Origin of the sequence: Domibacillus indicus (genome assembly GCF_000970685.1) — a bacterium.
In the GTDB taxonomy this organism is placed as follows: domain Bacteria; phylum Bacillota; class Bacilli; order Bacillales; family Domibacillaceae; genus Domibacillus; species Domibacillus indicus.
Map to the genome: position 1 here is coordinate 450,583 of NZ_LAJB01000002.1, position 25,979 is coordinate 476,561.

The 25,979-nt window shown below is 47.0% G+C and carries 28 protein-coding genes and 1 riboswitch; of the genes, 2 read left to right on the forward strand and 26 right to left on the reverse strand.

Annotated elements, in window-relative coordinates; translation table 11 throughout:
* Positions 1-47 precede the first annotated feature (47 nt).
* The 8 genes from fni to prsW all read right to left on the reverse strand — a co-directional run bounded on the left by fni (position 48) and on the right by prsW (position 7,331).
* Positions 48-1,118: a type 2 isopentenyl-diphosphate Delta-isomerase gene (gene fni / locus VP98_RS02620; protein ID WP_046173731.1), complete on the reverse strand. Its 1,071-nt coding sequence runs from the start codon at positions 1,116-1,118 to the stop codon at positions 48-50.
* A 15-nt stretch (positions 1,119-1,133) separates the two neighbouring features.
* Complete coding sequence (gene rpsA, locus VP98_RS02625; protein WP_046173732.1) at positions 1,134-2,273, reverse strand: 30S ribosomal protein S1; 1,140 nt, start codon at positions 2,271-2,273, stop codon at positions 1,134-1,136.
* A 90-nt stretch (positions 2,274-2,363) separates the two neighbouring features.
* Positions 2,364-2,951: a lysophospholipid acyltransferase family protein gene (locus tag VP98_RS02630; protein ID WP_046173733.1), complete on the reverse strand. Its 588-nt coding sequence runs from the start codon at positions 2,949-2,951 to the stop codon at positions 2,364-2,366.
* Between the two features lie 3 nt (positions 2,952-2,954).
* Positions 2,955-3,626: a (d)CMP kinase gene (cmk, locus tag VP98_RS02635; protein ID WP_046173734.1), complete on the reverse strand. Its 672-nt coding sequence runs from the start codon at positions 3,624-3,626 to the stop codon at positions 2,955-2,957.
* Positions 3,627-3,710: 84 nt separating this feature from the next.
* On the reverse strand, positions 3,711-4,373 hold the full coding sequence (locus tag VP98_RS02640; RefSeq protein WP_046173735.1) for a flagellar brake protein: 663 nt from the start codon (positions 4,371-4,373) through the stop codon (positions 3,711-3,713).
* A 96-nt stretch (positions 4,374-4,469) separates the two neighbouring features.
* Complete coding sequence (ypeB, locus tag VP98_RS02645) at positions 4,470-5,807, reverse strand: germination protein YpeB (RefSeq protein WP_046173736.1); 1,338 nt, start codon at positions 5,805-5,807, stop codon at positions 4,470-4,472.
* 12 nt (positions 5,808-5,819) lie between these two features.
* Positions 5,820-6,569 carry a spore cortex-lytic enzyme gene (gene sleB, locus VP98_RS02650; RefSeq protein ID WP_046173737.1) on the reverse strand — a complete coding sequence of 250 codons (750 nt, stop codon included), beginning with the start codon at positions 6,567-6,569 and terminating at the stop codon, positions 5,820-5,822.
* A 93-nt stretch (positions 6,570-6,662) separates the two neighbouring features.
* Positions 6,663-7,331 carry a glutamic-type intramembrane protease PrsW gene (gene prsW, locus VP98_RS02655; protein ID WP_046173738.1) on the reverse strand — a complete coding sequence of 223 codons (669 nt, stop codon included), beginning with the start codon at positions 7,329-7,331 and terminating at the stop codon, positions 6,663-6,665.
* 75 nt (positions 7,332-7,406) lie between these two features.
* Between prsW and VP98_RS02660 the strand changes: the two genes are divergently transcribed.
* Positions 7,407-8,354: an asparaginase gene (locus tag VP98_RS02660; protein ID WP_046173739.1), complete on the forward strand. Its 948-nt coding sequence runs from the start codon at positions 7,407-7,409 to the stop codon at positions 8,352-8,354.
* A 12-nt stretch (positions 8,355-8,366) separates the two neighbouring features.
* Here the strand turns inward: VP98_RS02660 and VP98_RS02665 are convergent, their stop codons facing one another.
* The 6 genes from VP98_RS02665 to VP98_RS02690 all read right to left on the reverse strand — a co-directional run bounded on the left by VP98_RS02665 (position 8,367) and on the right by VP98_RS02690 (position 14,006).
* Positions 8,367-9,344: a YpdA family putative bacillithiol disulfide reductase gene (locus VP98_RS02665; protein ID WP_046174125.1), complete on the reverse strand. Its 978-nt coding sequence runs from the start codon at positions 9,342-9,344 to the stop codon at positions 8,367-8,369.
* Positions 9,345-9,416: 72 nt separating this feature from the next.
* The gene (locus tag VP98_RS02670; RefSeq protein WP_046173740.1) at positions 9,417-10,301 is read right to left on the reverse strand and encodes a MerR family transcriptional regulator; all 885 of its coding nucleotides are present in this window, start codon (positions 10,299-10,301) and stop codon (positions 9,417-9,419) included.
* A gap of 67 nt (positions 10,302-10,368) precedes the next feature.
* Positions 10,369-11,133 carry a metallophosphoesterase gene (locus tag VP98_RS02675; RefSeq protein WP_046173741.1) on the reverse strand — a complete coding sequence of 255 codons (765 nt, stop codon included), beginning with the start codon at positions 11,131-11,133 and terminating at the stop codon, positions 10,369-10,371.
* A 26-nt stretch (positions 11,134-11,159) separates the two neighbouring features.
* On the reverse strand, positions 11,160-11,441 hold the full coding sequence (locus VP98_RS02680) for a hypothetical protein (RefSeq protein WP_046173742.1): 282 nt from the start codon (positions 11,439-11,441) through the stop codon (positions 11,160-11,162).
* A gap of 76 nt (positions 11,442-11,517) precedes the next feature.
* Positions 11,518-12,960: a RecQ family ATP-dependent DNA helicase gene (locus VP98_RS02685; RefSeq protein ID WP_046173743.1), complete on the reverse strand. Its 1,443-nt coding sequence runs from the start codon at positions 12,958-12,960 to the stop codon at positions 11,518-11,520.
* A 5-nt stretch (positions 12,961-12,965) separates the two neighbouring features.
* Entirely contained in the window at positions 12,966-14,006 is a 1,041-nt protein-coding gene (locus tag VP98_RS02690; RefSeq protein ID WP_046173744.1) for a helix-turn-helix domain-containing protein, read from the reverse strand.
* Between the two features lie 201 nt (positions 14,007-14,207).
* On the opposite strand from VP98_RS02690, the gene VP98_RS02695 reads away from it, so the two are divergent.
* Complete coding sequence (locus VP98_RS02695) at positions 14,208-14,456, forward strand: ferredoxin (RefSeq protein ID WP_046173745.1); 249 nt, start codon at positions 14,208-14,210, stop codon at positions 14,454-14,456.
* A 36-nt stretch (positions 14,457-14,492) separates the two neighbouring features.
* Here the strand turns inward: VP98_RS02695 and VP98_RS02700 are convergent, their stop codons facing one another.
* The 12 genes from VP98_RS02700 to VP98_RS02760 all read right to left on the reverse strand — a co-directional run bounded on the left by VP98_RS02700 (position 14,493) and on the right by VP98_RS02760 (position 25,894).
* On the reverse strand, positions 14,493-15,068 hold the full coding sequence (locus VP98_RS02700; protein ID WP_046173746.1) for an ECF transporter S component: 576 nt from the start codon (positions 15,066-15,068) through the stop codon (positions 14,493-14,495).
* Positions 15,069-15,217: 149 nt separating this feature from the next.
* Positions 15,218-15,348, reverse strand: a riboswitch (FMN riboswitch).
* A gap of 44 nt (positions 15,349-15,392) precedes the next feature.
* Positions 15,393-17,174 (reverse strand): ATP-binding protein, encoded by a 1,782-nt coding sequence (locus VP98_RS02710; protein ID WP_046173747.1) that lies wholly within the window; start codon positions 17,172-17,174, stop codon positions 15,393-15,395.
* The gene (locus VP98_RS02715) at positions 17,171-17,887 is read right to left on the reverse strand and encodes a response regulator transcription factor (RefSeq protein WP_046173748.1); all 717 of its coding nucleotides are present in this window, start codon (positions 17,885-17,887) and stop codon (positions 17,171-17,173) included. The genes VP98_RS02710 and VP98_RS02715 overlap by 4 nt, the downstream gene beginning before the upstream one ends.
* Positions 17,888-17,966: 79 nt before the next feature.
* Positions 17,967-19,151, reverse strand: a complete 1,185-nt coding sequence (gene ccsB / locus VP98_RS02720) for a c-type cytochrome biogenesis protein CcsB (protein ID WP_046173749.1) — start codon at positions 19,149-19,151, stop codon at positions 17,967-17,969.
* 15 nt (positions 19,152-19,166) lie between these two features.
* On the reverse strand, positions 19,167-20,783 hold the full coding sequence (locus VP98_RS02725) for a cytochrome c biogenesis protein ResB (RefSeq protein WP_046173750.1): 1,617 nt from the start codon (positions 20,781-20,783) through the stop codon (positions 19,167-19,169).
* Between the two features lie 13 nt (positions 20,784-20,796).
* Entirely contained in the window at positions 20,797-21,333 is a 537-nt protein-coding gene (gene resA / locus VP98_RS02730) for a thiol-disulfide oxidoreductase ResA (protein WP_046173751.1), read from the reverse strand.
* A gap of 113 nt (positions 21,334-21,446) precedes the next feature.
* Positions 21,447-22,178 (reverse strand): pseudouridine synthase, encoded by a 732-nt coding sequence (locus VP98_RS02735; RefSeq protein WP_046173752.1) that lies wholly within the window; start codon positions 22,176-22,178, stop codon positions 21,447-21,449.
* A 227-nt stretch (positions 22,179-22,405) separates the two neighbouring features.
* Complete coding sequence (locus tag VP98_RS02740; RefSeq protein ID WP_046173753.1) at positions 22,406-22,915, reverse strand: spore maturation protein; 510 nt, start codon at positions 22,913-22,915, stop codon at positions 22,406-22,408.
* The gene (locus tag VP98_RS02745; protein WP_046173754.1) at positions 22,915-23,496 is read right to left on the reverse strand and encodes a nucleoside recognition domain-containing protein; all 582 of its coding nucleotides are present in this window, start codon (positions 23,494-23,496) and stop codon (positions 22,915-22,917) included. The genes VP98_RS02740 and VP98_RS02745 overlap by 1 nt, the downstream gene beginning before the upstream one ends.
* On the reverse strand, positions 23,490-24,542 hold the full coding sequence (locus VP98_RS02750; protein WP_046173755.1) for a D-alanyl-D-alanine carboxypeptidase family protein: 1,053 nt from the start codon (positions 24,540-24,542) through the stop codon (positions 23,490-23,492). The genes VP98_RS02745 and VP98_RS02750 overlap by 7 nt, the downstream gene beginning before the upstream one ends.
* Before the next feature lie 54 nt (positions 24,543-24,596).
* Positions 24,597-25,169, reverse strand: a complete 573-nt coding sequence (gene scpB / locus VP98_RS02755) for an SMC-Scp complex subunit ScpB (protein WP_046173756.1) — start codon at positions 25,167-25,169, stop codon at positions 24,597-24,599.
* Positions 25,166-25,894 (reverse strand): segregation/condensation protein A, encoded by a 729-nt coding sequence (locus VP98_RS02760; protein WP_046173757.1) that lies wholly within the window; start codon positions 25,892-25,894, stop codon positions 25,166-25,168. The genes scpB and VP98_RS02760 overlap by 4 nt, the downstream gene beginning before the upstream one ends.
* Between the last annotated feature and the right edge of the window lie 85 nt (positions 25,895-25,979).

Consider the following 25,979-nt stretch of genomic DNA (forward strand, 5'->3'; position numbering starts at 1 on the left):
TGCCGTGAGAAGGGGTTCAATCAACATCTTATTTTAGCATATTTCCATTACGAATCAAATGGCGCCGGCGTCCGAAGCGCAAATCGGCCGGGCTCAAGCCCCCGTACACGCAGCCAGTGCTCCGTTTCCCCATAAATCATCAGCGGTGTCTGGTGAAGATGGCCGATGGTTCTGGCGCCAAGTGCACACATCATCATTTTCATGTCCATTTTCAGCCCGTTAATATGATCAATAAGGGCTTCCTGTCCGCCCGTCAGCAGAATGTTAAGGAGAAAGCCCGACAAGCCCGCCGCAGAAGCTCCAAGAGCAAGCGACTTCACCACATCCTCCGCATGCTGAAGGCCGCCCGAGGCAATAACGGTTTTGGCCGGTGCGCCCGCAGCCGTTTCCACAATCGATACAGCTGTTGGAATTCCCCAATTATTGAAAAAAGCCATCGGTCGGGCGGAACGTTCATTTTCGACCGCCGCAAAATTGGTGCCGCCAAACCCAGCTGTATCAATAGCGGCTAACGGAAGCTCATTTAAAAGCTTTGCTGTTTCAAGGCCGATCCCAAACCCGGTTTCCTTTACAATAATCGGTACACCCACCTGTTCACAAATAGCCGCAATCCGGTCAATGGCACCGCGAAAATCACGGTCTCCTTCCGGCATAGCCAGCTCCTGGATCACGTTTAAATGAATCTGCAGCACATCCGCCTCAATCATGTCGCACACCGCTATTGCTTCATCTACTGTCGCTTCAGATCCGATATTGGCCATCATAATCCCTCTTGGATTTGCTTTTCGTGCCGCCCGAAAGGTTAAGCGTTCTTCCGGGTGGCGAACAGCCGACATTTGAGAACCTACCGCCATCGGAAGCTCACAGGCGGCTGCCACTTCGGCTAATTGTGTATTAATATCTGCCGTTGTCTGCCCGCCTCCGCCTGTCATCGCATTCACAAAAATCGGCGAACTCCATTGAAGTTCGCCGATTTTTGCTGAGAGCGATATATCTGTGACAGAGGAACCCGGGAGGCTGCGGTGAATGAACTGAATGTGATCCAGGCCAGTCCGCCCGCTTTGTCCCGTCGACAAGGCATAATGAATATGGTCGATTTTTCGTTCCGCTCTGCTCAAGTTGTCATCACCGTCTTATTTTAAGTCTTTTAACTGGTCGCCTAAAATATCGCCAATCTGGAAGCCAGAGCTTTCTTCAGGAAGTTCATATGAATCAATTTCTTCTTCCGGCTCCTGCTCTTCAAATGATTTCATACTAAGCGACAGGCGATGCTCCTGCTCATTGGCATCAAGCACTTTCACCTGGACCTCCTGCCCTTCTTCCAGCACTTCATGAGGCGTACCGATGTGACGGTTTGAGATCTGGGAAATGTGAACCAGTCCTTCGACACCCGGGAATACTTCAACGAAAGCACCGTATGAAACAAGGCGTTTTACAGTTCCTTCATGTTCAGAGCCAATTGGAGCCCGTTCGGCAATGTTTTCCCATGGCCCCGGAAGCGTTTCTTTAATAGATAATGAAATTCGCTCACTGTCGCGGTCAATAGAAAGGACTTTCACTTTCACTTCCTGTCCTTCTGTTAATACATCAGACGGTTTTTCCACATGCTCATGTGAAAGCTGGGAGATGTGGACAAGGCCGTCGACACCGCCAATATCAACAAAGGCGCCAAAGTCAGTGAGACGCTGCACCTTGCCGTCGATCACGTCACCCGCCTGGATATCTTCCAGCACTTTTTGCTTGTTTTCAGCTTTTTCAATATCTAAGACCGCCCGGTGTGATAAAATCAGCCGGTTTTTATCTTGTTCAAGCTCAACGATTTTAAGCTTCATAACACGGCCTTTATAATCTTCGAAGTCTTCAACGAAATGATCTTCAACGAGAGAAGCTGGAATAAATCCGCGAATGCCAAGATCAACAACGAGGCCGCCTTTCACGACTTCTTTAATCTCCGCTTCAAAAATAGTTCCTTCTTCGAAACGTTTCTGCATGTCTTCCCATGCCGTTTCTGCATCCGCTTTTCGTTTTGATAAAACATAAAGATCATCTTCTTCTTTTGTAACGAGCAGTTCAAGCTCATCGCCTTCTTTGACGACGTCAGATGCTTTTTCTACGTGAAGGCTTGACAGTTCACTGATGGGAATAATGCCGTCTTTCTTGCTGTCCGGGATTTCCACCTGGACTTGCTTTTCTTCGACTTTCACAACCGTCGCGCGCACCTTGTCGCCAACGGAGTAGTTATTCACTTCTGCTTGATTCATATCCTCTGTCATATGTAATCCTCCTCAATACAAAACTGCGTCAATTTTAAAAATTCTTACTTCTAACTTCTTACAAACACGTAGATTTGTCAAGCCGGAAGCTCAGGCTGAATGCTCTTTTATCAACTTCCCAATCGCCTCCATAATGGCCTCCGTTGCTTCTTCGGCGGATGCTTTCCGCTCGCGGAGCGGCGCCATGTCGATCGGCGGCCCATATACAACCTGCAGCCTGCGCCCGATTTTATACGGGCCAATCACTGCACAGGGCACAACCGCCGCTTCAGTGCGAAGAGCAAAAAAGCCGGCACCGGCAAGCCCCTTCCCTAATTCTCCGGTTTTTGAACGTGTACCTTCAGGAAAAAGCCCCAGAACTTGTCCTTCTTTTAAAATTTTCAAACCAGTTCGAATAGCTTCCCGGTCACTCATACCCCGTTTTACCGGAAAAACGTTGAGTTCCCTCATTAATTTCCCCATCCACTTCTTTTTAAACAATTCTTCTTTTCCCATAAAGCGGACAGGGCGGTCCGATGTAATGCCTACAATCGGCGGATCGAGATTATCGATATGGTTTGCGCAAAGAAGAACACCGCCTTCTTTTGGAAAATGCTCAAGACCCTTAATCTGAATACGGTAAGCGGGGGTCAAAATGGACTTTACAACTGTTTTGGCAATCGAATAAAAGGTCCCCATTCGTTATTCCTCCACCTTTGCTGCAGACATAATCGCATCAGCTACCTCTTCAATTGACATAAAGGTTGTATCAATTTCGATAGCTCCCTCCGCTTTCTTAAGCGGTGACTCAGCCCGCTCCGTATCCATTTTGTCTCGTGCAGCAATCTCTCTTTTTAAATTCTCCAAATCGGATGAAAACCCTTTTTTCAAATTTTCAGCATGGCGCCGTTTCGCCCGCTCGTCTACACCTGCCAGCAAAAAAATCTTTACATCGGCATCCGGCAGTACACTGGTGCCAATATCACGGCCGTCCATTACAACGCCGCCTTTTTGAGCCAGCTTCTGCTGCCGGTTCGTCATATCACGTCGAACTTCGCTATGCCGGGCAACAGCTGAAACATTGTTCGTTACCTGATCAGTCCGGATAGCTTCTGTTACATCCTCTCCATCCAGAAGAACCATCTGGCCATTTTCTCCCTGCTCCAGAGAAATAACCGTTTCTTTCAGCAGCCGGCCAAGTGCTTCCCCGTCTTCTACATCTATGTTATTTCGGAGCGCTTTATACGTGATCGCCCTGTACATCGCCCCTGTATCAATATAAATATAAGAAAGCTTTGCCGCCACAATTTTTGCAGCTGTGCTTTTTCCTGCAGCCGCAGGGCCATCAATGGCAATTTGCAATTGTTTGTCCATCTCGTCACCTCATCCAAAAAGTCTTATTCATTTTATCACAGATTGGAACGGACACAAAAAAGAACCCAGACTCTGGGCTCTTCATTATCCTATCCCTTTTTTGCGCAGCTGCAGCTGCTGTTCAAAGCAAAAGCGCATAAGCATTTGCTGTTCGGCATAAGCAAAATCCGTAAATTGAAATGAACCCGTTCGCCGGCCGCTTTTTTGGTCCTGCTGGACTCGGATCAGCTCGGCCATTGTTTCAAAATAACGGGGCTCTCCCTGCTGAGACGGAATAACACCGTACAGCTTTGCTTTCGTTCCGCCTTCTGCCTGTACCGAGCCAGGAAGCAGAATGGCTGCGCCGCCTGCACTGATATCTTCCGTTATTGAAGAGAAAGCAGGCATTCCGTCCAGCTCAACAGCAATGTCGATTGCCTTTTGAACACGTACAAATTTCCTTCGCTGCACGCGCACATAGCTGTCCCTCCCGGGGTCTTGCAGGGCGAGCATGGGAATATTTTTTTTCGTGCGGCCTATTACTTCTGTTCGAAAAAGAAAAACAGCCGATGAAGCAGTCGGATCGACAAAGCTGGCAGACAGCTGCATGCCGTCTAAAAGAAAGACTGTCCGATTCGTCTGGATATTTACCGGATAGTCAATAAATAATTTTCCTTCATCCTTGTCTACAACCTTGCAGCGGTATTCTTCTTTTTCACTGTTTCCATCAAATGGCTCCAGTGTCAATGTTACACCCGGTTCCAGCATCCATTATCACTCTCTTTTTTCCTCAGTAAGCCTTAAGGCCTATGCGGTTCGTTGGAAAAAATTATAATGGATTGGCCGCCTGATTGCAATATCTCATTATGAACCATATACACCTTCCGCTTCCTGCAGCTTTTCGATCCGCTCTTCATTCCCGTTATCCGCATTGATAAAGATACGGTAAGACGCGGTTCCGTTCTCAGCTAAAAATTCGTAACATAAAACATCTTTCATTTCTTCATTGGTCACAATCGCTTTTTTCGTTTCCATGACTGTCAGTTTCGGATGAAGCTCTTTTTTTGCCTGCTCCTCTGATAAAGCGGGCTCAGGAATCGACCGTTCCTTTTTATTTTTCCAGTAATTTTGTGCTTCAAGGCCGGTCACCTCTCCTGTATCGAGGGCTGCCTTGACTACAACAGACTCTGGATAAACAAGAGTATCATCTATTTTGCGTGTAAAAGTAAAGACGCCTGTATGGTCGTACTGGGCACTCTCTGTAGGCACCATTTCTTTAAAACCATGCTTTTTCAAGAAAGCAGACGCTTTTTCAGACGCTTCATTTAAGCTGATCCGGCTTTTGCCCGGCGTTTTATTGACTACAAATGTTAATGGATAGCCGCCTTTTTTCATAATGTCCATTGTTGCTTCTTCGCCATTTTGCCCCGTAACTGAAACATTATAAAACGGGACGGCAGCGCCTTTTAAGCTGCTTTCAACCGCGGTAACCTCAGCATCAACCTGAAAATAATCCTTTGCTCTCTGGGCCGCTTCTTTTTTAGAAATCTCCGTTCCCGACAGCTTTTTCAGCGCATCATCCGAAACCGACTTTTGAACCTGTGATGGCCCGAATGTTTCTGCTTCTGAAAATTCAGTTGCTTTTTTCTCAACCGAATTAAAGCCGTCAATAACAGAATTATCTCTCGGCTCTTCTCCTTCAGAAGCAGCACGGCTTACATCCGTCCAGCGCAGATTTTTATCCAAAACGTCGAGCTGAACACTCCGAAGTTCGTTTTGAATATCCGCCGATTGCTTGTAAAGAGACTCTAGCTGGGTATACTCCTTGTCTGTCAGCGGCTCTTTATCAAGATCGCGGACAGCAGTTTTATGCGTGAAATCCCCGCTGTTGCCTAAAAACTCTTCTGTTTTTGAAAAAGGCGTAAAACCGAGCGGCAGGCGGCTGATGGCATTATGAGCTTCTGATGTAAGCCGCCATACATCTGTTAATGCCGGTGTTAAATTTGTTTTTGAATTCATCGCCAGTGCTTCACCTGTCCGATCGTGAATCACATCCACCTGATAAACAAGCTCATGGAACGCCTGCTGATAGCTGTTTTCCGCTTCAATTAACAACTCTTGTTTCTGCCGGTACTGGCTATAGCCCCATACTGCCGTTCCTACAAGCAGCACGGCCATGGCTGCAGTTAAAAATGTCCGCATGCCCGGTCCCTCCTATTCACAATAAATATGCTTTCCAATTTGTTTAATCTGCGGCCGTGTCCAGATCCATGGGCTTGTGGCTGTGTCGGGGTTGAAATAATAAAGCGCTTCGCCGGTCGGGTCCCAGCCGTTAATGGCATCCAGCACTGCTTTTTTTGCCGTTTCATTTGGCGTCAGCCAGATTTGTCCGTCTGCTACAGCAGTGAATGCTCTTGGTTCAAAAATAACGCCCGCCACACTGTTTGGAAATTGCTCGCTCTGTACCCGGTTTAAAATAACTGCCGCTACGGCCACCTGTCCCTCGTACGGCTCCCCCCGCGCTTCGCCGTAAACGGCATTGGCCATAAGCTGAATATCATTTTGCGAAAAGCCTTTTGGCGAGTTTACCGATCGGTCAGAAGTTTCGGCGCCGCCATAGTAGGTGAAGCCCTTGCCTTTGCGGATCTGGCTTTTCACATGAGCTTTATCGTATTTAGACACCTGTTCAAGCTTCCGCTTCGTGTCCGTTCCCGCCAGGCCGTCAACGGGCAGCCCAAATGATTCCTGGAAGTTTCGCAGCGCCCAATATGTAGACCAGCCAAACACCCCGTCAATCTGGTCACGATAGTAGCCGGTATATTGAAGCCTTGACTGCAGTTCAATAACATCGTCTCCTTCTGCTCCTCTCTGAATAACCTGTCCTGTAAACGCACCCGCATGCCCGGATGCAAGCAGAAGAACAAGCGTTAAAAAAACAGCAATCTGCTTTTTCCATTTTGTCAACTTCGTTCACCATCCTATCCAAATATACAAATAGTTTGTCATCAACCCCTTTTTTTATACGAAAAAAAGAGGCGCTCCATCGAGCAGCCTCCTTTACATTTTCACGCGGTGATACATGTCCGTCAGCATATGTGCTTTTTTTACCTTTCTCATTGCAAACCACCATAGAAACAGCATAAATGGAACCATGTAATAGATCCATGCACTCTCAATAAACAAAATATAGTCAAACGAGCCATGCAGAAAAAAAGGAATCAGAAATGCCAACATGAGCATTTTCTTTTCTAAATTCGTTTCTCCAAACTTGGCCCGGCTGAAATAATAGCCCATTATCGCTCCAAATAGCGCATGGCTTGAAACTGGCAAAAGAGCCCGCATAAACGCATATTCTACTCCGTGGGCTGCTAAATAAAGAACATTTTCAGCTGTAGCAAATCCGAGTGACACGCTTGTCGCATAAACGATTCCATCGTAAGGCTCATCAAAGTGGGTATGTGTATAGATAAGAAAATACAAAACGAACCATTTGATAAATTCTTCCGGCACAGCTGTGAATAAAAAGGCATCTAAAATTCCGCTGCCGGCGATGTGCTCCTCTTCAAGAACATATTGTAAAAACATAACCGGAAAGGTAACGACCACTCCATATAAAAAAGCTTTTGCTACCGTCGTTACCGGTTCAGCTTCATAGCGGTCGCGTAAATAAAAAAAGACCAGAAGTGCAAGACCGGGTGCAATTCCCGCTGAAAGAATCGGGACCATACACGTTTCCTCTTTTCTTTCTGTTTTTTCCATCGTATCATGAGATATGAAGAATGAAAATAAGGAGTCCAAAACATGTCAAAAAAACATATCCTGCTGCTGCATACAGGCGGCACGATTTCGATGAAAGAAAATGCGGAAACAGGCGGCGTATCCCCTGACGGCGCCAACCCGATTGCGGAAGTCATCGATATTCCCGGCGTTGATGCCCGCTATACAGTAAAAGAGCCCTTTCAAATTCCTTCGCCTCATATGACACTTGAAAATATGCTTAGGCTTAAGGAAGAAATTGAAGCGTCAGATGCAGACGGAGTGGTAATTACACATGGCACGGATACAATGGAGGAGACCGCTTACTTTCTTCATTTAACCCTCCATCCCTCCATTCCTGTTGTGCTGACTGGAGCGATGCGTTCAAGCAATGAAATTGGCGCGGACGGCCTCCCTAACTTGATCGCGGCCGTGAAAACGGCAGCCAGCGATGAAACTCATGGAAAAGGGGTGCTGGTTGTGATGAACGAAACGATTCACAGTGCCGCTCTTGTGACAAAAACAAATACAGGCAGCCTCGAATCCTTTCAAAGCCGTGACGGGGGACCAATCGGAACCGTATTAAAAAACGGGCCTCGCTTTTTCTTTATTCCATTGAAAACAGCCCCTTTCCCTGTCAAACGCGTCGATTATCGCGTACCCGTTTTAAAAGCATATGCTGGCATGGATGCTTTTTTCATCAGCCAGCTCGTCTCCTGCGACGGTGTCATTATTGAAGCGATGGGCCGGGGGAATGTACCGCCGGAGGCTGCCCGGGCTCTTGTTTCTCTCATCAAGTCCGGTGTTCCGGTTGTCATCACTTCACGATGCGGAAGTGGCAGTGTCCAGCCTGTTTATACATATGATGGAGGAGGAGGCTTTCTGAAGCAGGCGGGCGCCCTGTTCGCAGGTGAACTAAACGGCCAGAAAGCGCGCTTAAAGCTGATTGCCGCCCTATCAGCCGGCGAAAATCTTCAGCGCGTTTTTGAATAAAAAAGCGGAGCGTTATGCTCCGCCTTTTTCCCGTTTCTCAATCGCAGCAGCAATTTCGCCGCCGTGAAACCGGCCGTTTTCAATGAAAATTTCGTTTGCATTATTGCCCGCCGCAATTACGCCGGCAATAAAAATATTTTCTACATTTGTTTCTTTTGTTTCTTCGCTGTAAATGGGCCGTCCTGTTTCCGAATCAATATGGACACCCATTTTTCGTAAAAAGCCGTGGTCCGGGTGATAGCCTGTCATTGCAAATACAAACTCACTCGAAATGGTTTCCTCCTGGCCGTCCAGTTCGTACGTGAGAGAGCCCGGTTCAATTTTTTTCACTTCCGCATCGAAAATCATGTTGATTTCACCGTTGCGGACAAGTGCATCAAACTCTGGCAGAATCCATGGTTTCACACTTGGTGAATAGCCGCTTCCCCGGTAGATGACTGTTACCCGGGCGCCTGCTTTATGCAGCTCAAGCGCCGCATCAACAGATGAGTTTTTTCCGCCGATTACGACTGTGTCCGTATCAAAGAAAGGATGGGCTTCTTTAAAATAATGAAAAACATGATCCAATTCTTCGCCTGGAATATTCATATAATTTGGATGATCGTAATAGCCGGTCGCAATGATAACATACGGGGTTTCATAAGCGCCCTTTGAGGTATATACATGAAAAAGTCCGCTTTCCTGCTTTTGAACCCGCTCCACCTGCTCAAACCGGTTGATTCGAAGATTTTTCAGTTTTACTACTTCACGGTAATACACAAGCGCCTGGTTCCGCCGCGGCTTCCGTTCTTCGATAATAAACGGGACATCGCCGATCGCCAGCTTTTCGCTTGAACTGAAAAATGTCTGGTGGGTTGGATAATTGTAAATGGCATTTACCACATTTCCTTTTTCAATCACAAGCGGATTTTTGCCGATCTCTTTTAATGCTATGGCAGCCGCCAGCCCGCATGGCCCGCCGCCGACAATAATACATTCTTCCGTTTTCATTTCATCCGCTCCGTTCTTTTTCTCTGCATGGTCTATTGTAGAAAAAAAGCCTGTGCTTTTCAATTCTGCCGCTTACATGCGGCTGCTCATCCAGTCCTTCCACTCATTCTGGGTATTGCCAACCACATATTGCAGAGCACGCTCCGGAACAGCTCCGCTCATGGCCGCCCCGCCGATCCCGATATGGATATCAGGATATTGCTTTTTGATATCATCTGCTAATTGCAGGGTCGGCTCTAAATTTTCGCGGATTGTGCAGGAAAGAAATAGGAATTTCGGCTTTACTGTTTCTGTTACAACAAAAATATCGCCTTCTTTTAAACTCGCCCCTAAATACACAACTTCATAGCCAAGGCGCCTGACAAAAAGAGTGAAAATGAGGAGGCCCAGCTCATGCCATTCATTTGGCCCGCAGACGGCCACCACTTTCGGCAGCACGCCGTTATGCGGAAAAGAATGCATAACCATGCCGATGCGCGAGCGCAAAATAGAGGTGGCAAAATGCTCATGGGCAGTCGTAATCTCACCCGTTTCCCATAGTGCTCCAATCCGCACAAGCAGACCGGCTAAAATATTTATGGTTACATTATCAATTGTATACAAAGCAAACGCTTTGTTGATTAATTCCTGTGCTTTTGCTTCATCAAAGCGAAGAAGCGCCCGAAGCAGCTCTTCGGCCAGCGCTTCATGCCGGGGTCCGGCCTCCGCCAGATAATTATGGGCGGGCTCATCGTGCTGTTCCAGAAGAGAGGCAGCCTGACTGATCGTGAAGCCCTGCTGCACTTTTTCAGACAGCCATTTCAGCTTGCGAATATGCTCATCGGTATAAAGCCGGTGGCCCGCTTCATTGCGCACAGGCTCAAGAATACTGTAGCGCCTCTCCCAGGCCCGGAGCGTACCCGGCTGAATTCCAGTAAGCGTTGAGACTGCTTTAATATTATATTTGCCTTCAGACATAAAGCTCTTTCCTTTCACGGATTATGTTGTACATTTATTATACAAGCCGCCCTGCTCCTCGTAAAATCTAAATCGTCTGCTGCGGCCGGCAGATCGTGATCAGGTGGGTTTCCGCCCGCGCACCCAGCCGGAGAGAAATACCCGTTGTACCATATCCGTTTGAAACAAGCGCATGAATGCCGTTGACTGTTTTCCAGCCTCCTTTTTCATACAAGCCAAAGCGTCCCAGCCGGATCTGGCCTCCGTGCGTGTGCCCGCTCAGCATGACCGCCACGCTGTCTTCCGGTTCAATAATCCGGATAAAAGCAGGGTTGTGGCTGGCAATAATTTTGTATACAGCAGATGGAACGCCATGAAAAAGAGCAGCTTTATCGGTTTTTCCTTTGCTTAAATCATCCGTTCCAAGCAGGTATATGCTGTCTGTTAAAGGAACGGACTGGTTTTTTAAAACAGTGACATTCCATTCTGAAAAAATGGCCGCTAACTGCCCAAAGTCAACCTCGTAATCATTGTTGCCAGGAATAAAATAAACGGGTGCAATGGCCGACAAGCGCTTAATATTTTCATGAATTCGACTGCTCTGCACACCGCCTTCACACAAATCACCGCCAACAATGACCGCATCAGCCCGGCCGGCCGCTTTTAAAACAACCGACGGATGGACGAGTCTTTTATGAATATCAGAAATAAAAAAAAGCGCAAGCGGCGCTTTTTCCGGAAATCGATGATCAGCTATAACCGTTTCTTTCACTTCATTTCGAAATGCTTCTTTCCACATATATAAACCGGCTGCCGCTACTGGAGCAGCAGCTACCATCAGTTGTTTCCACATACACTTTTTCATTCCTCTTCTGTCGTTTACTGATCCGGCTGCCCCGTTTCTTCCTGGGCGGCATCCGGCTGTTCATGAACAATTTGATTTACGACGGGCTTTTCTTCTTTTAGAGCGTAAATCGCTAAAAAAGGAGAAGCAATAAAAAAAATAAGCAGTCCGGTAATCAGCGGAAAGCGGCGCTGTTTTTCCGTTTGTTCTTTGACCGGCCTCTGCAATCCTCCATCTTCTGATAAATCAGGCTCTTTCACTTTTTCAAGCGGCTGCTTATGGCGTTCAGCCAGTTCACGATAAGGATCTTTCTTCATGATCATTCCTCCCATTTGTTATCGTAAGAAGAAATTAATTACTATTATACCCGACATCTTCAATTTAGGTAATAGGTTATTGGCCTGGAAAAAGATGGTTTAGGCGCTCTCTCCAGTTCATCTGTTCCGCCGGTGCCTCGTCCTGGCGGCCTGCTTTATAAAGGGCCCGGTCAAAGCCGCAGCGGTCACAGCATTGCGGCTGCATATGAGGCTCCTCACCGAAAAGCTGCATATAGGCGGCGCGACGGCAGCCGTCAGACTCAACCCAGCGTTTCATCTGTAATCGTTTTTCCGCTTTTCTCGCCAAAAGTGTGGTCCGAACCTGATTGATAAAAGCCGATTTTGGCCTGCCCTGTTCATCTGCCGCTTTGCCATAGTGAGTTAAAAAGCGCTCCTGAGTTTCAGAAAGCGGCGGAAGTACATTGCCTGGCTGAATCCCCTCTTCCGCTGCCTGGCGGATCTGTCCTTCATCAGGAAATTCCGATTCAGCAATAAAAGCATGAAGCCTTTCATCCCCCGGCACATACAAAAGAACGGCAATAGATGGCTGCCCGTCACGTCCTGCCCGGCCAATTTCCTGTAAATAAGCTTCCATCTGCGCGGGCATATGATAGTGAAGAACAAACCGGACATTTTCTTTATTGATTCCCATTCCAAAGGCACTTGTCGCACAAACAACATCCAGGTCCCCATTTAAAAACTGGTGCTGAATCAGCAGACGTTCTCCAGCATCCATCCCTCCGTGATAAAAAGCGGCTCCCTTGATCCCCCGGTTTTTTAAAAGCATAACGGCTTCTTCGGCTGCTTTTCTGCCTGAAAAGTAAACAATGCCCGGCTTTTGAAGGACCCTCACAAGCTCTGTAAGCCGCTTCTGCTTTTCAAGCGGATCCTGAATCACCTGCACATCAACTGCAATATTGGGACGGTTCACGGAAAATACCCATTCGTTTACTTTATCCAGGGAAAGCTTCTCACAAATATCTCTCCGGACTTTTTCATCGGCGGTTGCTGTCAAAGCAAGTGTCAGAGGGCTGCCAAGCATTTCTCGGGCCCGGCCAAGAAGGCGGTAATCGGGACGGAAATCATACCCCCATTGAGAAATGCAGTGGGCTTCATCCACGACAAACAGCGCTACAGTAAGACGGCGGAGTGCATGCATAATATGGGGGAGCTGAAGCATTTCCGGCGATAGAAAAATAAATTTATATTGATGCAGCCGGGCAAGTGCACTGTTTTTTTCTTCATACTGTAAAAAGGAATTAAGGGCGATGACCCGTTTTTCCCCCATCAGCTTCAGCTGTTCGACTTGATCCTGCATAAGCGACAAAAGCGGTGACACAATAATTACCGGTCCTTCTAGCAAATAAGCCGGCAGCTGGTAGCAAAGCGACTTCCCTGTCCCTGTCGGCAGCATGCTGAGCGTATCGCTTCCATTTAAAAGCGACTCAATTGTTTCACGCTGGCCGGGACGAAAAGAAGAAAAACCAAATGTTTTCTGTAGAATTTTGTCAATTATCATAGTCATCACCTGCTTTCTTTCGCCAGAACAAGCCGAATTTCAAAATAAGAATGATCAGGAAGCTGGTCTTTCAGCGGTTTTAACTGGCGCACTGCACTCGTTCCACCGGCTTTTACCACGGCTTTTTCTTTTTCCTCGTCAATAAATGGCCGAATGGAAAAGTGCGGATCATTTAAAGCGAGCTCAACAATATGATCCTCTATTGTTGCCCGCTTCAGCCGTCTTGCCGCTGCGATTTGTTCCACCGTCAGGCCTTTCTGTAAATAATCAGCCGTTTTGCGGGCGGAGTCTGTTAAAGGAATGGAAACGGTAATACCGCTCAAAACCTGGCGCAAAAACGGCAGCGGCTCCTTCCCGTGCATTAAAAGGCCGATAACTGCGTGCAGGCTGTTCAAAAAACGAAACCAATATTCCGTTGCTTCCATTTGCAGCATTTCCGCTGCCTGTTCCACCGTCCGGCCGGTCTGTCCGTGCCCGGAAAAGCGGAGCAGCAGGCAGTCCGGGTGCTCCGGCTGCTTTTCAAGCACATATGCCAGTTCCCGCCGCAGCTGGCCCGGCATCGCTTTTTTTTCAATTGAATTCTGCTTAAAAAACTGTTTTACCCAGTGCTGCACTTGTTCATCGCGGGTAACAGGATAATATGTCCGATCGGAGTAAGCAAAGTGAGAGACCACCTGGACGGCCAGCTGAAGGCGGCTGAAAAAAACGGGCGCGGTGCCGGCCAGACGCCAGCCTGATAAAAAGGAAAAATTCCCTGTTCTGTCAAATGAGGCCTCCATTTCGCCCAGTCCTTTGTCTGTAACAAATAAGCGCTGCCGTTCTCCTGTTAAGCAGCCTGCTTCGAGCAGCTGCCCAATAATCTGGTCAAATGTATCCATCGTCAGAAAAGGAGCCGTTTGAAACCATTTCGAAAGCTTATATAAATGGGCATCCTGAATCGTCTGGGCTGACTTTTTCCCTTTCAGCAAATGAAAGACAGACGAAGCTGACCGCCCCCCTTCCACTTCTTTCAGCATATTCACAATTACAGCTTCAAGACATCGCATATGTATCCCCCCTTCTTATACAGCGCTAGTTTATCACAAAACATGCGTTCCTGTCTTTATTTTTCCGTACCTTGTTTTGAAAGCTCTTTCATCCGGGGAGCGGGAAGTTTTTTATTGAAAAGTAAATTAATCGGACTTAAAATGAACAATAGAAGTGTTTTCACATACGCTTACTGACAGACTTTATGGGAGGTTTAAATCTTGGCGAAGTATACGATTGTCGATAAAGACACATGTATCGCTTGCGGTGCCTGCGGTGCTGCAGCCCCAGATATCTATGACTATGATGATGAAGGCATCGCCTTCGTTATCTTAGACGACAATGAAGGCACAGCCGCTGTTCCGGATGTATTGGAAGAGGACATGCAGGATGCATTCGAAGGCTGCCCGACGGATTCGATCAAAATTGCGGATGAACCGTTCGACGGGGACGCATTAAAATTTGAATAAAAAAACGGCTGCCTGGTCAGGCAGCTGTTTTTTTAGTTATGCGGCGGCTGCAAGTTTTTTCATCCGGCTGCCGAGACGGGCAAAAATCATATAAAAAACGGTTCCTACAATAATCCCTTTAACCAGGTTAAACGGCAGAATTCCTGCTACAATCGTTTGGCGCATTTCAGTCCCGCTCATTGCCGGGGAACCAAGAAACAGGGTATAGGCCGGCAAAATAACAAAGTAATTTAGTATACTCATAATTACCGACATGGATACCACTCCGGACAGAATGGCAGCGGGCATCGCTTTTTTTGATTCAAAGCGTTTATATACGTAATAAACAGGCAGAATAAATGTAACTCCGGCCGCAAAATTTGCTAAATGGCCAACGGGAACACCGGTAGGACTACCCGTCATAATAAAATTAATGACATTTTTTAAAAACTCAACGGCAATGCCGGCTGCAGGCCCCAGGGCAATCGCTGCGATGAGCGCTGGAACATCGCTGAAATCAATCATTAAAAATCCTGGAAACGGCGGGATTGGAAAATTAAGCAGCATCAGCAGGTAAGAAATTGCTGACAGCAGCCCCACTGCTGTTAAAACACGTGCACTGTTTTTCTTCATTTCTCATTCTCCTTCTTTTTCATCCATCTCTTCAGAAGGAAGGCAGCCAGGGCTTACAAAGCAAAATCCCCCTTACGCAGGAGCATAAGGGGGAGAAAAGCCATGCATAAATAAACGTTCGGCAATTGCTTTTTTGAACGCAGGCATACCTTCATCTTCTCCCATCCAGACTATACTGTCGGCTCCGGATTCACACCGGATCATGCCTTATCGGCTCGCGGGCTTAAGGACCAGGTCCATTACCGCCGGTCGGGAATTTCACCACGCCCCGAAGATGAAATGATTTAATTTGGCTTTTATTATCTCAAATACGAGAAAAAATTGTCAAGCCTGCATGCCTGGCAGTGTAAAGAAAAAGACGGTGCCGTGTCCCAGCCGACTTTGCACTTTAATAGTACCGCCGTGTGCCTGGACAATGTTCTTGGCAATAGACAGACCAAGTCCGGTGCCGGCTCTTCCACGCGTCCTTGCTTTATCCGCTTTGTAAAACCTCTCAAAAACAAAGGGAAGATCTTCTTCTGGAATCCCTGCTCCTGAATCTTCCACCTGGATCAAATGAACATCCTTTTTTATTTCATGAATAACCGTCACACGGCCATTTTCGGGAGTGTGGCGCAGGGCATTATCAATTAAATTGGTCAGCACCTGCTCAATTCGGTCTTCGTCAATCGATACCATTGTTTCTGTGCCATTCGTTTTCGCTGAAAGAAAAATGTTTTTTTCTTTCGCAAGACCCTGGAATTTATTTGTTACTCGCTGTAAAAATGGTTCAAGGATTGTATCCGTCTTATTTAGCGTAATATGGCCGGCCTGCATCCGTGCAAGATCCAGCAATTCATTCACAAGGCGTCCCATTCTCAGTGACTCTTCATGGATAATCTGAGCGATCTCTCGCTTTTCCTCTTCCGTTGCTGCGATATCATCTACAATTGCTTCACTGTAGCCCTGCATCATTGAAATAGGCGTTCGCAGCTCATGAGAGACATTGGCTATAAAATCTTCGCGCAGCTTATCAAGCCGCCGCTCTTCTGTCATATCGCGAACGACCGTAACCGCTCCCCGCACTGAATCAGCATTATAAAGCGGACTGACAATCATTACGTAGGAACGCCCCTGCATCGTTAATTCGCCTTCCTGCTCTGTTTCGGTCTCGACCGCTGTTTTAAATAATTCCTGCAGGAGTGTTGGTGTTTCTTCCTGAGAACGGCCTGCTTCTTTTTCAAAATTCCAGTCATGCAAAAACTGCCGGGCCGGCGGATTTGTAATCAGCACCGCGCCGCTCTGATCAAGCGTGATAACTCCATCCGCCATGGAGCTCAGAATACTCGAGAGCTGCTCTTTTTCCTGGTTAAGCGCATGAATGTTTCCTTTTAACTGATACGCCATCCGGTTAAAAGATGTGGCCAGCGCCCCGATTTCATCGTTTGTTAAAATCGGCACCTTCGTATCAAAATTTCCTTGTGACAGTTCTGTAGCAGCTTCACGCATCGTACGGAGCGGCGCCGTTACACGCGTTGAAAGAAAAAAAGCAAAAACGGTCGTTAAAATAATGGCAATGCCAGCCGCAACCAGTATCAGCTTTGTCGTCTGCTCTGTTGTTTCTTTCATCACTTCAAGCGACTGATAAATAAAGACGGCCCCGTTTTCGCCGTTATTCATTTGAAACGGAACTCCTACAATAAACGCATTTTCATACCGGCTGTCTGCATCGCTGCCGGATCCTATACGGATTTCTGCCTCTACTTTTTTTTGGCTGCTGAAAACAGCGGACAGCTCAGGGCTCGACGTAATGGTTTCCTGGTCGATTTTCGCTTTCTCTTTTTCCAGAGGGGAAAAGTGAAAAAGCCGCTCATTTTCAGCAATGACAATATGAGCCGGATCATCCACCAGTTCCCAGGCGACTTCCAATCCTGTTGCTTCGTTTTCATGGTCTTCAATAACAGCGGCAATTTTTTCGGCTGTGTTTTCCAGCTGCTGCTCAACCTGTGAGATATGATAATTCTCAAAAAACTCTAATAGCAATATGGTTAAGAAAGCGAGCACAAAGGAAACGAGAAGCAGAATAGTAATCCACAGCTTCCCGACGACACTTCTCCACAGCTTCATTCATTCCCGACCTCAAATTTATAGCCGACGCCCCAGACTGTTACAATCATTTTGGCTGCTTCCTCGGATACTTTGTTCAGTTTTTCGCGCAGCCGCTTTACATGTGTATCAACCGTGCGTAAATCACCGAAAAACTCATAATGCCAGACTTCTTTCAGCAGATGCTCCCGGTCAAACACTTTATCGGGCGCTTTTGCAAGAAAATAAAGAAGCTCATATTCCTTTGGCGTTAAATTGACTTCTTCGCCGTCCGCCGTGACCCGGTGGGCATCATTATCGATTGTCAGGTGATTGTAAACAATCAAATCTTTTGACTTGGTATCCGTATGTAAATACGTTGTCGGGGAAGAACGCCGTAAAAGCGCTTTAACCCGCAGCACAACTTCGCGCGGACTAAACGGCTTTACAATGTAATCATCTGTTCCAACTTCAAACCCCTGCACCCGGTTTGCTTCTTCTCCCTTGGCCGTCAGCATAATAACCGGCGTTGCCTTTGTAACCCGGAGCTCCCGGCAGACTTCAATGCCATCCTTGCCCGGCATCATTAAATCCAGCAAAATACAGTCATAATCCTTTTCAAGTGCTTTTTGAAGCGCTTCTTCCCCATCAGCCGCTTCGTCGATTACATAATTTTCCCGTTCTAAATACATCCGCAGCAAACGCCGGATGCGCTCTTCATCATCAACCACTAATATGCTCATTTCTTTTTCCAAAACATTCCCTCCCAATACGCCAATATCTCCTATTATAATACAAAAAAAGAGCCCCGCCAAAGACGGGGAGAAGAATTTCTTATGCATAGGAATGCAGGCCTGCAATAACAAGGTTGACGGCCACTAAATTAAACATGATAATCCCAAAGCCGACAACAGCAAGCCAGGCTGATTTTTCACCATGCCATCCTCGTGACAGGCGCAGATGCAAGAAAGCTGCATAAAATAAAAAGGTAATAAGCGCCCAGACTTCTTTCGGATCCCAGCCCCAGAAGCGCGTCCAGGCAATCTGGGCCCAGATCATAGCGAAAATAAGCGCGCCAAGGGTAAATACCGGAAAGCCGATTAATACAGAGCGGTAGCCAATTTCATCGAGAAGATCCGAGCTGACATTCCGGACAAACGGCTGCAGCAGTGCAGCCACCCGTTTTCTCGTAAGCACCCGGATCAGTACATATAAAATGACGCCGCCAATCAAAGACCACAAAACAGTGTTTAGTTTTTTCGCGTTTATAAAAGCCGGCATATCGGCAAGCGGCTCCATTTTTCCTTCTGTTAACAGGGTTCCTTCATGAGGGCCGACAAGAGCTGGAATCGTAAACTCCTGTTTTGCAGCGGCATCTTCTTTGTCAATATACTCAAACTCCGCTTTGTAATCCGCAAGCGAAAAGCCGCTTGTAATCAAAATAAATGCTACAACCGATACAATAAAAAACATGACTGCTTCAAGCCATTTGGTTTTTTTCGTACTGACTGACTGATCAATATTTTTCACCAGATAAATCATGCCGGCAATAAAGCTGATGCCGAGTATGCCCTGCCCTGCCGCAGCAGTCGTTACATGAATGGCCAGCCAGTGGCTTTGCAGCGCTGGAATGAGCGGGCTGATTTCACTTGGAAACATGCTTGCATACGCAATAATAATAAGGGCAACCGGCAGGGCAAACAAGCCAAGTACAGCCGTTTTATAAATAAAGAAAATCAAAATAAAAGCGCCGACAATCATCATGCCAAAAAAAGTGGTAAATTCAAATAAATTGCTGACAGGAGCGTGCCCTGCTGCTGCCCATCTTGTAAAAAAGTAGCCCAGCTGCGCAGCAAACCCGATAAGCGTGACGATAATGCCAAGTTTGCCCCAGCGATTCAGCCCTTCCCCGTCACGAAGGCCTTTTTGGCGGATCGCACCGCCAAAAAGAAACGTTGCCATCAGGTAAAAGAAAAATGCTGCTTCAAGCAGTGTGCTGCTTATGCCTGCTAAATCCATGCTCCCATACCTCCCTTAATCCTTTTGTCTGTCTTCTGGAACCGGAATGAATGTCTGGTCCAAAACAGACCCAATTTCCCTTTTTAAGCCGTGCCAATTTTTATTGGTGTGGCCTGCCACATAAATCTGGCCGTCTTTTTCCCGGATCCAGAGACGGCGATGATTCCAATATGATCCCTGAATAACACCAATCATAAAAATGATGCCGCCGGCCGCCAGAATGGGGAGCGTCAAGTCCTTCCGAATGGTCAACGCCGATACATCACGGGTTTCCAGGTTTTTAAACGCCATTTTGTATTTTGTTTCACCGAGCGGCTCCATCGTATTCTGGATTTGAGCAAAACTCATTTCTCCCTCCGGCGTTTCAGGAGTAATCATATTAAAAAGAAAAGCCGGGTTGTTTGGCAGCGGCGATTTTGAGATCGGTTCGCCAGATTCGCTGAACCCATCGAAATCCGGATAGAAGCCCCGGAGTTCCACTTTATAGCCGTTGCCTAGCTCATACGACTTTTCCTGATCAAACAGGTCGATCGTAATCTCGCCAAATTCCTCGCCCGTTTCTTTATTCGTTAAAGCAAATTGCATCGCTTTCATTTCATTCTGGCGGAAACTTGTCTGATAAACAGCAAAGTTATCAAACTTCATTGGCTGATTGACTTGAATAGAATCTTCCTGCACTTTTGCCAGGTCCGGTTTTGCTCCAGGCAGTTCATTGTTTTCATCCCGGTACAGGACCGCATCAGTCTGGTAATTTTTCGCCACAGTCCCAACCCGGTCAATCGCTTCATTAAACACTTCCGGGTCTTCCCCTGCCTCATAGTTTTCGAGTGTAAACCCGTTATTTTTCATATAATAAGCGCCATTGGTGCCGGGAACCTGCAGTGTCTCCCCTTCCCGAATCCAGAGCAGCTCATCTATATACATTCCGGGAACGGAACGAAGAAGCGCGCCAAACAGGAAAATAATCAGCCCGACATGATTTACATATGGACCCCATCTGGTAAAGCGGTTTTTCTCGGCCAGCAGAGCGCCGTTTTCCACCCGGACTTTGTATCGCTTTTTCGCCAGTTCTTCTTTCACTCTCTCAATCTCGGAATCGTGCAGCGCACCTTTTTGCTCCGCAAACAGCCGCTGCTTTTTCATAAATGATTCATGCCGTTCCACACGCTGGTTTTTCAGCGCCCGGTACAGCGGAACAAACCGGTCAAGGCTGGCAATAACAAGAGACACGCCAAGAGCTGCAATAAGCGCGCTGAACCAGACAGAATTATATAGATCATGAAATCCGATCATATAATAAATTTTTCCGAAGGTTCCATATACATCTTCATAGTAAGTTTCAGCAGGCACATTTGAGGGAATATAAAACTCCTGCGGCAAAATCGTGCCAAATGAAGCAGCAACAAGCAGCAAAACGATAATCCAAATGCCGACCTTTACCGAGGAAAAGAAATTCCACACCTTATCTATGATTGTTTTATTGTACGTTTGTGAGCGGCGCGCACTTCCTTCATAACGCATATCGGCAAGCTTTTCTTTTTTCGCTTTTTCCGTCAGCGCCCGTCCGCACGATTCACAAAGAACCGTGCCGTTAGGATTTACGTGACCGCATTCGCATTTCACTTTCCCCATACGAAAACTCCCTTTATGATGATGGTCTTACCCGTTCAAACAACGCCCGTACCTGTTCTTCCTGGACCAGGCCGCCGATAACAATTTGCTCGATCGTCCCATCCGGCTTAATCATAAATGTTGTTGGAAGCGGGTCAACCCCGTACGTATCCATCACTTCTTTTCCTGAATCCAGTCCGATCGGAAACGTCAGCCCGTACTGTTCGGCAAAGTTGTTCACCTGAAATTCCGACTCACCAACATTGACGGCTAAAATTTCCACTTCACCTTCGTATTCGGCCGCCAGTTTTTCCATATGCGGCATTTCTTTTTTACACGGTTCACACCATGTGCCCCAGAAGTTCAGGAAAACTCCTTTTCCTTCATAATCCGAAAGCTGATGCGTTTCTCCGTTTAAATCCGTCAAAACAAAGTCCGGTGCTTTGTCCCCGGCTTCAAGGGTGCCGCGGGACTCTTTAGTCACATTTGTGTACAGTGCATAAACAACAAGTCCGGCCAGCACTGCTAAAATAGCGGTCCGCATATAAAATCTTTTCTTCTTTTTCTCCATCCTTCATCCTCCAGACCTGCTCCCTTTTAAAAACAGGCATGTGTCAAAACTACGTACATTATATCATTTCTCCCGGTGCCTTATCCGGGTCTTTAATGTGACATTTTTATGACTTAACGCAAGGATCCCGTTTCTGCCAGCGTCCGCAGCTGCTTTATTTCATGAGCTGTCAGCTCCCGGTATTCGCCTGCATTCAAGCCATTCAGCGTTAAATGCGCAAAGCGGTCGCGGCGCAGCTTTTGAACCGGGTGCCCGATCGCTTCAAACATGCGGCGTACCTGGCGGTTGCGGCCTTCGTGAATCGTAATTTCAAGCAAAGAGCGGTTTTTCTTTCGGTCAATCGACAATTCCTTGATTTTGGCCGGTGCTGTCATGCCGTCTTCAAGCTTAATGCCGGATGCAAGCTTCTTCAACAGGTGGCGCTGCACAATCCCTTCTGTTTTCGCAATATACGTTTTATCCATCTCATAGCGCGGGTGAGTCATTAAGTTGGCAAATTCACCGTCATTGGTTAAAAGAAGAAGGCCGGATGTATCATAGTCAAGCCGTCCAACCGGGAAAATGCGCTCTTCCACTTCCGGAAAAAAGTCTACGACGGTTTTCCTTCCTTTATCATCTGTAACAGCAGAAATAACGCCGCGGGGCTTGTAAAACAAATAATATACCTTTCGTTCCCTTTCAAGCGGCACTCCTTCTACACGGACATCATCATGCAGCCCAACTTTTGTGCCAAGCTCCGTCACTTTTTTTCCGTTGACAGTAACTTTCCCTTCCTGAATAAGCTGCTCTGCTTTTCTGCGTGATGCAATTCCTGCCTGAGCAATCACTTTTTGCAATCGTTCCATCTATTTCACCTCTAAAGTTGTTCTTTCATCCATTAAGCATTATGGCACAAATATTGAAAAAGGAAAAGAAAACAAAGAAATTGTGTCCCGCTGCCCCCAATAAAAAAACCCGGCTGTAAAAGCCAGGCTGCCGTTTGCAGACACATAAACCATTTGCTGATGAAAAGAATGCACCAGCATACCTCTGTTTTTATAGAAGAAAATACAAGATACAGCCTGAAACCTGGCTACAAAAGCCAGGAGGCTGCAATGACGGAAAAAAGAAAAGCTGCCGCATCCGCCATCAACCCAATCTTCAAGGCGTCTCCGGTTTTTTTAATGCCGGCCGCACCAAAATAAACTGCGAGAACATAAAGCGTCGTATCAGTACTGCCCTGCATAATAGCCGCCAGTTTGGCTATATAAGAGTCCGGGCCGTGCTCCTGCATTAATTGGTCCAGCATTGCGAGCGTCGCGGAGCCGGAAATGGGCCGGATCAGCGCGAGCGGGGCCACCTCCGCCGGAATGCCGAATAAAGACAGAACCGGAGCCGCCCAGGAGGCGAGTTCTGCTGCGGCGCCCGATGCGCGAAACACCGCCACAGCGGCCATCATGATCACCAGGTGCGGTACAATCGCAACCCACGTTTGTATTCCTTCCTTTGCCCCGTCCGTCAGTGTTTCGTAAATATTCACTTTTTTGTAAAGCCCAATTGCAATCACAGCGGCAATGATAACCGGCATCAGCCAAACTGCCATTATTGTCTCCTCTTGTAGGCGTAATAGCGGTCAATTAAAACAGCAAAAACGGAAGACATCACTGTAGCAAACAGCGCCGGCATCACAATATCTGTTGGATTTGATGCACCGTGCTTTACACCAATCGCGATCACGGTTGTCGGAATCAGCGTGATTGCCGCTGTGTTCAAAGCAAGAAACGTGATCATCGAGCGGCTCGCTGTGTCCCGGTCCCCATTCAGCTTTTTTAGTTCGCGCATCGTTTTCAGGCCGATTGGCGTAGCCGCATTGCCAAGCCCAAAAAAATTGGCCGCCATATTTGAGGCGATATAGCCAAATACAGGATGGCCGGGCGGTATTTCAGGAAAAAGGCGTCCCAGCAGCGGCTGAACAGCGTTTGCAAGTGCTTTAACGATCCCGGCTCCTTCCGCCGTCTTCATCACCCCTGTCCAAAACAGGAGAATGCCGGCGAGTGAGATCGCCAGCTGTATGGACTGCTCCATCGACTGAAAAAGAGCTTCATTTACGTCTGCCATTGTTCCATTTGCAGCCGCAAAAAGAAAGCCGCTCAGCATTAAAAAAGCAAACACCACGCTTACCATATCATCAGCTCCTTTTTGAGTTTCGTCCAAAAAGAGGGCGGACTGCTTTTCGATCGATAAACGGGTGTCGATACTTGTTTTTCTTTCCCAATCCATAATTCAGCTGTTCCTTTTTTATCCGGGCCCAGCACTACCCGAAGATACGCCGATTTTTTTTCTTTATCTGTCATCGGGTACCGTACCAGCTTCTTGGCGTAAAAAAGCTCTTCTTCTCCCGGCACAGTAAAAGGTGTTTTTCCTACAATGACCGCTTTTTTATAAGAAGAAAAAGCATAGCTGAAAAGAGACGTATGATCGAGCCAGTCATCCGGCGCATTCAGCGTAACCGCCACGACTTCCATTCCATTTTCTTCAGCGGTTGTAACGAGCGTCCGGCCTGATTTTTTCGTAAAACCCGTTTTTCCACCTGTAATAATGCCTCCGTTCCGGACGAGGCGGTGCTTATTTTCCCACACACGAACCGGCTTGCTTTTCGTTTTATAAACGCTTGTTGAAACAATTTTGCGGAAGGTTTTATTTTTCATTGCCTCTGATGTTAAAAGAGCCATATCATAAGCGCTTGAATAATGAGCCGGATCATCAAGCCCGTGCGGATTCATAAAAGATGTGTTGCGCATGCCAAGTTTTTTTGCTCTTTCATTCATTAAAACGGCGAATTTTTCCGTTGACCCGGCAACCTGCTCACTAATGGCGATCGCTGCATCGTTTCCAGACCGAAGCATTAATCCATAAACAAGCTCCTCCAGAGTCAGCTTGTCCCCTTTTTCCAGGTAAAGGCTGGACCCTTCTATTTGACGGGCACGGTCACTAACCGCAGCCGTTTCATTCAGCCGGCCGGACTCAACAGCAAGAAGTGCAGTCATAATTTTTGTAATACTTGCAATCGGTCGGCGTGCATGGGCATCTTTCTGGGCCAGAACACGGCCGCTTTCCATTTCCATCAGCACAGCCTGCTGGGCTGAGAGAGACGGTTCTGCTTTTGCAGCCGACGGCATTGCGGCTATCCCGAGGAGCAGGATTAAAGCGAACAGCCAGCTCTTTTTCATCAGTCCGCTCCTTTCTTTTTTCCCTAATATATGAAAAAAGAAAGAGCGGCATGACTACTCATCGAGTGCTTCTTCAAACCGGCCAAAAAACAGGTCTGCTTCCTGCTGCATTGAAACATCGCCTTCTTCAAGCGGCGGCAAATCTGATAAACTCTGTAACTGAAAAGCATCTAAAAATTCAGCGGTAGTGACGTATAAGATCGGCCGGCCCGGAGCATCTGCCCGGCCCGCTTCTTCAATAAGCCCTCGGGCGCTCAGCGTTGCAATCGGGCGCTCTGTTTTAACTCCCCGGATATCTTCAACTTCAATACGGGTAACCGGCTGGTTGTATGCAATGATGGCCAGTGTTTCCAGCGCCGCCTGGGACAGTGTTTTCGGAGAAGGCTTTTCGGCAAGCTGCTCAATAAAAGCTGCATTTTCTTTTTTCGTCATCAGCCTGTATTCATCGCCAAATGTGGTAATCATTACTCCTCTTTTTTCATCCTGCTCAATAGCTTCTGCCATTGACTGAAGAATCTCCCGCACCTCCTCAATTTCAATACGGAGAACAGACGACAACTGACCGGCAGTCAGTCCTTCGTCTCCTGCTGCAAAAAGCAGGCTTTCTATAATACTTTCATTTTTCATGTTTCATTTCCTCCAGCCGCTACATAGAGAGCGGCAAAATTTCCTTGTTGTGAAACAACGATCTCATTTTGCTTCATCAGCTCCAATACAGCCAGAAAACTGACAACAAGTTCCTCACGTTCATTTGAATCAAATAAATCGTCAAACCGAACGGGCTTTTTTGAAGCCAATAGCTTTTCTTTCAATGTATGCATTCTTTTTTCTACAGACAGCTCTTCCCGCCGGACAGTTGCTTTTGGGGGTACCGCTAATTTTTTTCGGCGTGTCATTTTTTGAAAGGCGCCGAGCATATCAAAAATCGTCACTTCAAGCGGCCCTTCTGCGTTCGATGAGAAAAGCTGGTCTGCAGGCGGCCGTGAATACAGCTTTGTCCGCTCTTCTTCCAATTCGTGCAGCCTGCCAGCCGCTTCTTTGTACTTTTTATATTCAATCAGCCGGCGGGCAAGCTCTTCCCTTGGATCTTCTTCATCAAGATACTCTTCTTCCTCAGACGAGTGGTCAGGCAAAAGCGACCGGCTTTTCATGGCAATCAATGTTGCTGCCATGACAAGATATTCACTTGCCACGTCCAATTCAAGCTGCTGCATAGTGTTCACATATAATAAGTATTGGTTTGTAATTTCTGCGACTGGAATATCATATATGTCTATTTCAAGCTGCTGTATTAAATGAAGCAGCAAATCAAGCGGCCCTTCAAATGAATCAATTTTCACTTTATATTCCATCGTATGCTCTCCTGTATCCATTGCTTTTTTAGCACCACGTCAAGTATAGTTCATTTTACGAGAGATTTCAGCGTTAAAGTTGAGT